This is a genomic window from Paenibacillus liaoningensis, assembly GCF_059609455.1.
Map to the genome: position 1 here is coordinate 396,006 of NZ_JCAALU010000003.1, position 12,228 is coordinate 408,233.

Sequence of the window (12,228 nt, forward strand, 5' to 3'; positions counted from 1 at the left end):
TACCAATATACGGTTGCGGCATATAAACACTGGTTATTAATGCCCCACTGATTTCCTTTAGCAGTTATTGATTGACTTTTTCAAGCAACAGTGATGTGACTTGTGCACTTTCTGCACGGCTTACTTTTTCATGCGGCATAAATAATTGGTTCCCGCGGCCGCTGATTAATCCAAGCTCCTGTAGGGCAGCAACAGAATTTGCAGCCCAATTGCTGATTGTACCGGCATCCTTAAAATTACTTAAGCGATTAACGGCGTTGCTCTGTTTTGTATGGAATAGATATGCTTTGTAAAGCATAGCCGCCATTTCTTCACGGCTTATGCTTTGCTCCGGTGCAAAGGTGTTTATGCTTCTTCCGGTGACAATTCCCGCTTCATATGTTGCAGCTATTGAAGCAGCGTACCATTTCGTTGGTTCCACATCCTTGAATATGACTGAGTGAGCCGGTGTTATTCCGAGTGCACGAGCGATCAAGGAAGCAAACTCAGCCCGTGTCACGTTTTGTTTTGGTGCAAATGCCGTATCGCTTACACCAAAGACAAATTGTTTGGCAGCCATCTTTTGAATCACCTCATGGGCCCAATACGATGCATCAACATCTTCAAATGACTTGTCATAGATAAGGACGCCAAATTTACTGAAATGATTCACTTTTGAAGTCCATTTATCCCTTGAATAGCTTCCGCCCCTATACTCCAGGTTCCCTTCATCGGCGATGGAATAAATGCCTGTCAGGTGCTGGAGCGAATTCGCCTTCGCACTCATCCTGATTGTGACGAATGTAGAGAATTTATTAAGCGTAAGCGCGGTACCGTCGGCCTTCACGATAGATAATTTAAATTCATAAATCTCCCCGGTTGCAGAGATGTCTGCGTGGTTTTTCTGTCCTGCCCGAGCAAGTAGTTCCTTGCTCTGCTCGGAAGACAAAGGTTCCATTTCAAAAGAGATTTTTGCATGTGCAAGCTCGCTGTCCGTGACCAACGCCTGTAATTCCTTTAATACGGCTGCGGGGATTTCGATTTCCACATTTGTGTTTGTAACCTTTAAAGCATTTTTCCCGTCATTTGCCGGTATGGTGGTTGGAAACAGCACCTGCCGCTCCCCCTTTGCTATCTCAAATGACAAGTTGCTCTGATTCTCCGGTTTGTTTACCGAAATTATAGGCTGACTTGGAGGAGGGGTTGGATTAACCGGATTCTCCACCTTAACCGGTACATTGAAATCATCGACATTAATATGTCCGAAACCGCCTGTGGATTGGTCAACTACCTTGATGTAAAGCTCCTGGCCGATATATTGCGACGCATCCCAAGTCTTACGTTGGTACTCCTCATAATTTGTAGCAGTCTCTTTAAACAGTTCTTTGCCGTCCGAGACTCGAACCAACGCAACATACAGCTTATCAATATCATTCCCGCCGCTGACCAGGAAGTTGATCTTGCCGTTCCCGCCAAGGAAGAAATTCTGCGATTTCAGCGTTCCCGTTAAGCTGTCACCCCCAGCTTCCTCGTTGAAGCCCCACAAATGATAGCCGCCCGGAATTTTATGCGACGGATTGAAGTAGATCGTGTCCCAGAAAAACTGAGCATCGGTCACATGGACATCCTGGAAAGCGTCTCCTTCTGAAATCCAGCCTGTTAAGTCCCCTGTAGCAAAATCATGGTTAGGTAGCTCCGTAGTATCGGTGTACACGGAATTGTCCCAGTTATCAGGTACATCGACCGGAACTGCTTGTTCACCCGTCAAAGCATTCATATTCCATACTTCCATCGACTTGACCGTAATATCTTTGTCGGCCCATACCTGTAAGCCCAAGGAATCGTATCTTCCTACATAGACGCGTGTGGTCAATTTTTTCTTGTAATTGGCAAAAGCTTCGATAACGGAGCGATCCAAGAAGATATGCAACTTCAGGTTCTCTCCGTTCAGATCCACATATCCGCCTTGGATGCCATCCACACGAACATCTGGATCAATGCTGCTCTTGGTCCGGTCTACATTGAAGGTCCCGTTCATCTTGTCATAGTAAATCATTGTTTCTTCTTGGCCATTATCGGATCGCCGTACCTTAAGACCGAATTTTTGAGCTTCGCCCGGATCAATTTCCATCACGATCTCCAGCATGTCCCCTTTGACATTTTGGATCAATTGATTGGCAGCCTGCAAATTTTTATCTGCAAAATCAACCAATTTAGCATCTCGTAGCCCCTGTAATTCTTGAATCGGCTCTATTCGCAATTTATCTTGCTCATCCAAGCTTAGTGAAACCGGCAGTGCCAAATTATGGGCCCATCCAGCTTGATATTCAGCCTGCGGTGTTCTTACATTCTGCACCATGGAATAAATAACCGTTCTTCCGTCTGGGGTAACCATACCGCTCTCTGCGGTTAAATAACCGTCACCCACATCCATTTTGGAAGGCGCCTCCTGATCGGGTATAAATTTAAAGTTATCCCGGTCCCAGGTGCCAATCCAGTAAAACACTTCAACATCTCTTTGCACATCGTTTGCCGGAGGAACATGCTCCGGCTTTTCATGAGGATTGACTATGAAGATATGCTTTTGCTTGCCCGTGCTATCCTTTCCTAACGGTAGTAGTACCGGCAGTTCCCACACCGTCCCAAGCTCCGGATATAGGCTTCTGTCACTGACGTATAAAGGCCCCTTATACTCCCAGTTGTACATATCGTCGGATACATACACCAAAGCTGTGCCGCTGCTGAAGTCTTGAAGACCGGATGTTACTAACTGATACCACTTATCCGTCTCTTGGTCATACCATACAAACGGGTCCCTGAATTCATTGTGAATACCGTTTCCATTTTGTTCTGTAACCGGTTCAGGATATTTATCCCATTTTTCTAAATTAGTGTCCGATAAATCAGCCGGAGTTGCTATCCCTGTTCTTTGGTTCGGAGACAGCGAGTCATTACCAGCGGTGTAAAACAGAACAGGATTGCCGTCGCGGTCATATGCTGCACTGCCTGACCATGCACCATCCGGGTCAAGGGTACCCGCTTCAGGCGCAAGAGCAGGTCTCACATTTTCCCAATGCACCATATCGTCGCTCACCCAATGTCCCCAGTGGATTTGATGCCAGTATGGACCTTGCGGGTTATGCTGATAAAACAAATGATATTTGCCGTTATAATAAATCGGTGCATGCGCTTCATTCATCCAGTTTTGTGGAGGCATCGCATGGTACTGCGGACGGTGCTGATCACCGTCGAACACACTGGGGTCCTCATCAATATCCCCATTGGGAATTTCCGGAACCGTGCCGCCGTGAAGCGTCTTTACACTCTCATATTCAGCAAGGATCTCTTGATCTGTGAGTGCTTTATTCTGCAGTTTCACTTCATCGATGAGTCCACTGAACATATTGTACGAGAACAGGCCTGCCAGCTCTACGGGTTTATTATTTTTCCCGATAATCAGGCTTTCCGCAGAAGGTGTTATCGGAACGTTGACAGGAGTTGCTTGGGATGCTACTTCCTGACCGTTTAAATATAATTTAATGACTCCCTCCCTTTTATCGAACGTAGCCGCCACGTAATTCCACATGTATTTCTCAAGTGGATGATCATTAACCCATACCTGAATCCACTGTCCACCAATACCGACCTGCATCGACCAACTGCCGTGCCGGTACATCCCAAGGGCAAAACCTTCAACCTTATCTTGATCGGACTGATTTACAATTGCAGACAGCTTGTTGCCGTCTCCCCATTCATAGCTGCGTGGAGCAACCCAGGCTTCAATCGTTAACGCATCGCCTACTGGAATGGTATCCTTAGCATTGACCTCAATATCATTCGAGTAGCCGTCAAACAGCAATGCGCCGCCTTTTACTCCGCGCGGAGTCCATCTGGGATCTTTGGAGTCCATATATCTGGCGTTGTTAAATACATAGTTCACATCATGCTCTAGACCGCTTACTTCCTCAAGCGCCTTTTTCCCTGCGCCTTCATCAAGATTCATGTAAAAAATAGTGCCCGTATTATTGGCTTGAAAAGCATCCACGGAAATACGGGCTTGACTGGATTGATCGACAACCTTGATATAAAACTTCTTATTGTAGTGTTTCTGCATTTTCCAGGAAATCTTCTCATTCGCACTGACATCCCCGGTCTTCTCAAGTAGCGCATTAGTGCTGGCATCATATAGCGCGACGTAAGCATCTTCTGGATTGTCGATGCCTAAAACGGTGAAGGTAATCGTTCCGGTTCCCTGAAGCATGAAGGTACTGGAGATTATAGAGCCGACTTCTTCCAAGATGGACTTGGCAAAAAAGCTGCCTTCTTTGCCAGCCCCGGCTTCATCAGTCACTTGAAAAGCATCACCATCAATCGTCCAGCCCTCGAAGTTTCCGTTTTCAAAACTGCGGTTTGCGATTTCGGTCGGGATAATGTTATCCACCATGATTCCATCTTCTGGTACGAGTTCATTGAAGGTGTTGAAGGCATCCGCAAAGATCACTCCCCAATCCGAAGCTGCATGATCAACGACTTCAAGATACAGTTTTTTTCCGATATGCTTGGAGAGATCGGCTTTATATTGCTCCATATTCGCAAGTCTCAAGCCCTGTGCCGGTTCTGGGAAACCCGACTCGTTAAACTCTGTATTTCCGTACCTGGCAATCAATTCGCCAGTGTCCGCTTCGATGACGCTCACATATACTTGATCCATATGCTTGCCGCCGCCTAGTCTGAAAGTAATCCATCCAGTTCCCCCCAATTCAAAGGTACTGGAACGAAGCACGCCAGTTGCAGCTTCGGGATACTTCCAGCCATTTAAATGATAAGCGCCTTCCTGGTTGTACGGGATTTGTTCATCCCACCAGGTAGTTTCATCGGAAACGCTGTTTGGCCCGAATGCTTCGCCTTCTACAACGGTCCATCCGGTCAAATCCCCAGTTTCAAAGCTTGGATTGTCTATCCGGTAGCGCGTGAAATCTGGCTTGATATCCTTGGCAATGATGCCCTCGGCAGGCTCGGATTCATGATACATAAAGAATGCATCTGCAAAAATCAATCCCCAGTCTGAGGTTGCATTATCTACAATCTCTACGTACAGCTTCTTGCCTAAATAATCGGATAGATTTGCCTTATACTGCTCCATATTGGCAAGCCGCATACCCTGAGCGGGATTCGGAAAGCCTACGTCAGCGAATACGCTATTGCCATACCTGGCAATCACTTGGCCCGTATCTGCTTCCACGATATTTACATATGCCTTGTCAGGATTTTTTGCACCGCCAAGCTTAAAGCTGATCCAACCGCTGCCTCCCAGCTCGAAAGTGCTAGAACGGAGCACACCTGTCTCAGCCTCATTATATTTCCAGCCGTTTAAATGATAATTCCCCTCTTGGTTATAAGGAATTTGTTCCGACCACCAAGTACCCTCTTCCGATACGCTGTTCTGACCGAAGGCTTGACCTCTAATAACTGTCCAGCCTGACATGTCCCCAGTTTCAAACCCTGGGTTCTGAATTTGATAGACCGTATCCGTGACAGATGTTCTCAAACTACTACTTGGACTCTGATTGACCGCATCTGTAACAGACGATCCCATATCCACCATTGGAGCAGAAGTATCTGTTTCTGCTGCGGCTGAGGCCGTAATCCCCGGAGTCACTAGCTGAAGAAACAAAACCCCTATAATCAAATTGGAGATCCATGATTTGCTTCTTTGTTTGTCTATCACGAATAAGCCTCCTATGTTATTAATTTGTAAAATAAAACGCTTCCAACAAGGTTTTTTTGCTTGAGTATTGCCCGCATTTATAGGGTAAGGAGCGCCAAGGCGCTCACATTACCATATAGAATGCATATTCCATATTTCCATCGATTTTACCAGCGGTTCGCCATCTCCCCAGAGTTCAAGACCCAAGGCATCCTTACGGCTCGGATATACCCGGGTCGTCAGACTTTTCAAGCCGTTGGCGTAAGTTTCAACCATAGAGCGGTCCAGATAAATATGCAGCTTAAGATTCTCCCCTGACAGCTCCAGCTTACCTCCTTGTACTCCTTTACAGTTCTCACCGGAATGCAGTGTCGTTTTGGTCCGGTCAGCGAAGAGCATGGATTCATTTATGTCATAATACAGCAGCGTTTCTTCCTCTCCATCCGGCGATCGCCGGATTTTGATTCCAAGTTGTTTGGCACTACCAGGCTCCAGCTCTAGTTGAATCTCAAGCATGTCTCCTTGAACATCCTTGAGAAGGCTATTTGCTTCACTTAATGACTTGTCCCTGAACGATAGCCTCTTCTTGTCGCGCAGCGATTGTAGCTCCTCAATCGGCTCGATACCCAAGCGCCCATCCTCTCTCAAATACACACTTATCGGCAGGCCGCCGTTATGGGCCCAGCCCGATTGATACTCCAATTCAGATGTACGGTCACCTTGAGCAATAGTAAAAATAATTTTTCTGCCCGTCACAGGATCAACCATTCCACTTGGACCTGTAAAATGGAAATCGCCGACATCAATTAATTGAGGTTCCTCTTGATCGGGTTTGAACGATAGATTGTCTTTGTCCAGCTGTCCGATCCAGTAGAAGACCTCTACATCTGCCCCTGCTCCAACAGGGCTGACCAGCAGAAGATGCTTGTAATCTCCCTGCTTGTCAGTTCCAAGAGGGAGAAGGACAGGCAATTCCCATATAGGACCAAGATAAGGGAATTTACGAATATCTGCTTGATAGAAAGATCCTTTGTATGTCCAATTCAACATATCTTCTGATACAAATGCCAGCGCTGCTCCGCCCTCCCCTTCAATTCCGGAACCCGAACCCACCAGGGCATACCAGCCGTCCTCATCCTTCCATACAAACGGGTCACGGAAATCTCCGAATACCCCCATTCCATTTTTTTGTACAATAAGCGGCTCGGGATGTTTGACCCATCGGACCAAATCAATATCTTTGTCTTCGGAGTAGGTGCTTCTAGCAAGCGCGACGCTTTGATTTGGTGAGGCACTATCATTACCTGCTGTAAAAAACAAGACAGGAAGGCTATCAGCATCATAAGTCGCGCTCCCAGACCATATTCCGTCCGGTGCAAGCTGATCCTTCTCAGGCGCTAGAGCAATAGGTAGATCACGCCAATGCACCATATCCTCACTCACCCAATGTCCCCAATGAATATGATGAAAGTAGGGCCCTTGAGGATTATGTTGATAGAACAAGTGGTATTGCCCCTCAAAGTAGATCGGTGCGTGAGGTTCGTTCATCCAATGAGCCGGCGGGCTAACATGATACTGTGGTCTGTGCCGATCTGTTAGCAAAAGGGTACGATCCAGCTTGATATCATCATATTGTAATTGTGGATGGACGCCTCCATGTTCTAAATCCAGCACTTCTTGATAAGAAGTGGCCACCTCTTCCGCACTCAGTACCCGGCTATAGATTTTAAGTTCATCAATGATGCCGCTAAACATATGAAGGCTGAATACTCTTGCCAGCTTGCTACTATGATTATTTTTAGCGATGAATAAATCTGTGCCTACTGCCTCAGTTATACGCGAATCGCGAGGTAAAGCTTCCGAAGCGATTTCTCTGCCATTCAAATACAGCTTGATTTCACCCTCGTGCCCATTGAACACAGCGCTCACGTAGGACCATTCATTCTTTGGCAATTCGTAGCCATCCGGCGACCAGATTTCCTTCCACTCTCCTCCTTCCAGCCCTACTTGAAAGGACCATGACCCGTGGCGGAACATGCCAAGTAGATACCCCTGTTTGTTATCCCTATTGTGGCGGTTCACGATGGCAGCCAGCTTGCCTTCATGACCCCATTCATGGGTTCGCGGGGCAACCCATACTCCGATACTGAGAGCCGAGAGGTATTCCGGTTCGCCATTACGCTCTTCCCTATGAACGCAATGGGCAATGTATGATGAGTAGCCATCGAACAGGAGCCCGCTTCCTTTAACCCCGTGTCTCCACGGCGGAGTAGATGGTTCGGTAAACTCCGCTTGGTTAAATACGTACTGGATATTATTTATGGATTTCGATACGCTCTCCAAAGTGCTTGCCCCGGTTCCTTCATCAAACGCCCAATGCATAATTAATCCCCGGTTATCCGTTGTATTGCTCATACATCATTCCTCCCTAATATCACCTCTGTGCTTTCATCTGAAGCATGAATAGATTTAAGCGAATGGATTTGAAGCGATTTGAGGACAACCTGTCCTGATTTTGTGCTTACCTCAATATTCTCTATCGGTGCATCAGGGAAAATCTGATCGGTCAGCACAACCAAACCATTATCCGCGTACACTTCTACCGCATTGCGGTCCAACCAGATATGCAACTTCAGCTGTCCATTTACCGCAGCCAGGCTGGCTCCGTGCTGGCATGCAAACGCCGGGTGGAAATTGGTCTCACCTGATTTCGAGCGGTCGGTGAACAGCCACTCCATAGCAGAGTCGTACCCGATAACAATCTCGCTCTGTCCAGAGGATTTCAGATGGAAACGCACTTCGTCCCCTAACCGGACATCCATCTCCGCTTCAATCTCTAGCAGATCATTATTCGACTTCTGCATAAAAGAGGTCACTGGCGTAACTGTGATATCATTCCAGCTCATGGATTCTTTGCGTAGCTGCCCGATTTCCCTGACAGGCATTTGGGTCAGCACTATACTGCCATCCTTGCTGGTGAGTGACAAGGTGCGCGGCAGGGTCATTGCTCCTCTCCAGGAACCGGTAGGCGTCTCATTGGCATACTTCCAGTTGCTCATCCATCCAATGATCACACGGCGTCCGTCCTGCTCAGGGATATCTGACCAGGTAACTCCTGCATAGTTGTCTCTGCCATAATCCAGCCACATGATATGATCAGCCGGATTATCATTAATGAAGGTATTTCCGTCGAACTCTCCAACAAAATATTGTGTACGCGAACCTTCCGGACAATTGGGATTGTCTCCGATGCTTATGATCAGTACCCATTTGGAACGTCCGGTGTCATCCACCGGCAACTCAAACAGATCCGGGCATTCCCAAACACCATCATGTGAGCCTTCTTCTCTGCCGAATTCACCCGTCAGTGACCATTCACGCAAATTATCGGATGCATAGAACCGGGCGTGGTCTCCCGCAACAATAGTCATAATCCACCGCTCACTTTGCGCATGCCAGAACACCTTCGGGTCACGGAAGTCTATCAAATTATCCTCGACAAGCACTGGATTCCCGTCATACTTGTGCCAGGTTTGGCCTTTATCACTGCTGTAAGCCAGGCTCTGACGCTGGCGTGGCTGTCTCGTCTCCGGATGGATATCCGCATGCGTAAAGATTGCAACGAGTCCATGGGAATCTTTAAATAAGCCGCTGCTATTATTCCAATCCACTACACAGCAGCCAGAAAATATCGCTCCATGCTCATCCGGGAATAGAGCAACAGGTGCGTGCTCCCAGTGAACCAGGTCTTCACTTATAGCATGGCCCCAATGCATCGGCCCCCATTTATTACTGTAAGGATGATATTGATAGAATAAATGATAGCTTCCCTCATAATAGACTAATCCGTTTGGATCATTCGCCCAATTGGAGGGTGGTGAAAAATGATACCCCGGTCTGAAACGCTCTTCATTGTACGGTTTGCTGGACTCTATCATCTGATTAATCTCATCTGTCGTCGGCATGGACCCAAGAGCCCCCTTTCGTGTTGTTACTAACGCGCCGCCGGCATTAGCAAAAGTCAGCATGCTAATGATTTGCTGTTTGGTTAGATCTTCCAATGAACTTCCGCCTTCCAGGATCTTATATAACAAGCAGCCCAGAAAAGCATCGCCAGCTCCTGTTGTGTCGATGGCATTCACCTGAAATCCAGACACATATCCATCCTGACCAGCCAACCGGTAATAACAGCCTTGTTCCGCTAAAGTGACGACGACCAACACGATACCGAATTGTTGTTGCAACTCTAGCGAGCCCTGTTCCATATCGCTAGTCCCAGTTATAAAAAAGAGCTCTTCTTCCGATATTTTCAAGATATCGGCGTACTTCATACCCCAAAGGATATTATGTTTTGCTTCCTCCTTGCTCTCCCATAAAGCAAACCGGATATTCGGATCGAACGAGAGCAACACTCCTGCTTCCTTGGCTCTGAGAACTGCCGTCCTGGTTGCGGTACGGGCCGGTTCATGGGTCATGGACAATGAGCCAAAATGCAGGGCTTGGCAGGTTTCAATCCGATCGAGCGGGACATCCTTCGAGTGTAAGAAGGTATCTGCTCCCGGCTTTCGGAAGAAGCTGAACGATCTGTCTCCCTTATCATCCAGATGGACAAAGGCAAGCGTTGTACTCGCTTCATTTGTGAATGAAACTTCAGACACATCAACACCACTACTTAGCAGTGTGTTGTGCAGCAGGGAACCGAATTGGTCCTCCCCAACCTTGCTAATCAATGCAGTTCTGGCTCCTAATCGGGATAGCACAACGGCTACGTTAGCCGGAGCACCTCCTGGATTGCATTCAAACTGCTCGTTCCCCCCAGTTGTATGGCCTGCTGGAGTAAAGTCAATCAATGCTTCTCCAATCGTAATAACATCAAGCACAGTTTCTCCCCACCTGTCATCTATTTATTTATTTTTAGATTTGCGTTATAGCGATCCAGTCCGTTTTGATAAATCTCCATTAATTCGTTTAGGCCCATCTTTTCCAGTGTTTTCACATAGCTTTCCCACTCCTCATCCGCGCCGCCATTAACAATGAATTTTCCCCTTTGGGTATTTACATACTTAATCAATTCAGGCTCGATCTTGTTGATTTTGTCCAGTTCGTCTGGTTCAAAGAAAATACTCGGATAGTTTTCCTTTTCCATGTATGGATCGTAATATTGCTTTAAATCTTCAACACGCTGTTGAGCTCGTGGTTCCAGATCAACAACTTTCCCCAAGTCCTGTATGGTAATGACGCCAGGTCCGCCTGCGCCTGGAGCAACTTTTTGACGGAATTCACCTGCAGAAGCTCCCTCAGGAAGCGGCAGGTTCACCAATTTACCATTTTCGTCTTTCTTGTATACAATATCTAGTGGACCCCAATGAATCTGAGCAGCCATGTACGGTTCATACTGTTCATCGATCCAACGCATCGTGATTTCCGGATTACTGTTCTCTTTTGTAATCACAAAGGCCCCACGCCCTGGACCACCGCCATTGCCGCGTCCGATTGTTTGATCCCCATTTGGTCCTTTAAGTGGAGATAGTAGAACATAATCCTTACCACGTTCAGTTCCTACAACCTCTTCAATTTCCCACCAGATATAAGATCCAAGTGTCTCATCTGTCGTTTTTCCTTTTGCCAGATACTGTGCCGCATCTTGCGTGAAAGATTCGGGGTCAATCAGACCCTGCTTATACCATTTTTCATGGAAGTAATTCAGGGCTTCCTTATATTCAGGCTGAGTAGCAGTAAAAATAACTTTTCCATCTCTGACTACTCGATGCTCCATATTATCAGGAAGACCAAATGCTCCAAAAATTCCGGCAATATCCATGCACCACTGCATATGCATGAAACTCAACGGGATTTCATCTTGCTTACCATTACCATTTGGATCCTTTGTTTTAAAGGCAAGCAGAGCTTCCGTATATTCATCCAGTGTTTGTGGCACTTCTAGACCCAGCTTATCTAGCCATTTTTTATTGATGACATGGAAAAAGGGGTTGGTTCCGAGATTATTCTCTTCGAATGATGGCAGCCCATAAATATGTCCATCCGGTGCTGTAATCGATGATTTGATGTCGGGTCGGCCATCAAGAAGCGCTTTCAAATTTGGCGCATATTGATCAATCAAATCTTCCAGTGGAATAATGGTTCCGTCTTTACCGTAATTGATCAGCTCGTAATCGGTGAATCCAGCTCCGTAAAATGCATCCGGCAGATCTCCGCTTGCCAATAACAAATTTTTCTTTTCAGCAAAATCAGTATCAGGGATGTTTTCCCATTCTATCTTTACGTTTGTTTGCTCTTCCAGCCTCTTGAAAATTTCCATCTCCGAGTATTTCGGAGCCAAGGCAGCTTTCGGGGACACCATTCTCAACGATACTGCTTCTTGAACAATCGGAAGACCGGTTTTATTGAAATTGGCTTCTAGATTTGTATTTTCTGCCTGATTCTTTGATCCGTTACTGTTTCCCGAACATCCACTAACCACAAACGCTCCGGCCAACACAAGAATCCCCACATTTTTAAATAAAGATTTCATTGTACATAAC

Annotated in this window: 4 protein-coding genes; all 4 read right to left on the bottom strand. The window is 46.6% G+C overall.

Features of this window, described 5'->3' with window-relative positions:
• Nucleotides 1-64 precede the first annotated feature (64 nt).
• Nucleotides 65-5,707 (bottom strand): S-layer homology domain-containing protein, encoded by a 5,643-nt coding sequence (locus AC6B99_RS06195; protein WP_496663005.1) that lies wholly within the window; start codon nt 5,705-5,707, stop codon nt 65-67.
• 108 nt (nt 5,708-5,815) lie between these two features.
• Nucleotides 5,816-8,101: a GH32 C-terminal domain-containing protein gene (locus AC6B99_RS06200; protein WP_496663006.1), complete on the bottom strand. Its 2,286-nt coding sequence runs from the start codon at nt 8,099-8,101 to the stop codon at nt 5,816-5,818.
• Nucleotides 8,098-10,566 carry a PfkB family carbohydrate kinase gene (locus AC6B99_RS06205; RefSeq protein ID WP_496663007.1) on the bottom strand — a complete coding sequence of 823 codons (2,469 nt, stop codon included), beginning with the start codon at nt 10,564-10,566 and terminating at the stop codon, nt 8,098-8,100. Before AC6B99_RS06205 ends, AC6B99_RS06200 begins: the two co-directional genes overlap by 4 nt.
• Nucleotides 10,567-10,586: 20 nt before the next feature.
• The gene (locus AC6B99_RS06210; protein ID WP_056033200.1) at nt 10,587-12,218 is read right to left on the bottom strand and encodes an ABC transporter substrate-binding protein; all 1,632 of its coding nucleotides are present in this window, start codon (nt 12,216-12,218) and stop codon (nt 10,587-10,589) included.
• Between the last annotated feature and the right edge of the window lie 10 nt (nt 12,219-12,228).

What these genes read in the sequence shown, in the direction of transcription:
- AC6B99_RS06200 (WP_496663006.1), bottom strand. Translation starts at nt 8,101, where the DNA reads ATGAGCAATACAACGGATAACCGGGGATTAATTATGCATTGGGCGTTT.
- AC6B99_RS06210 (WP_056033200.1), bottom strand. Translation starts at nt 12,218, where the DNA reads ATGAAATCTTTATTTAAAAATGTGGGGATTCTTGTGTTGGCCGGAGCG.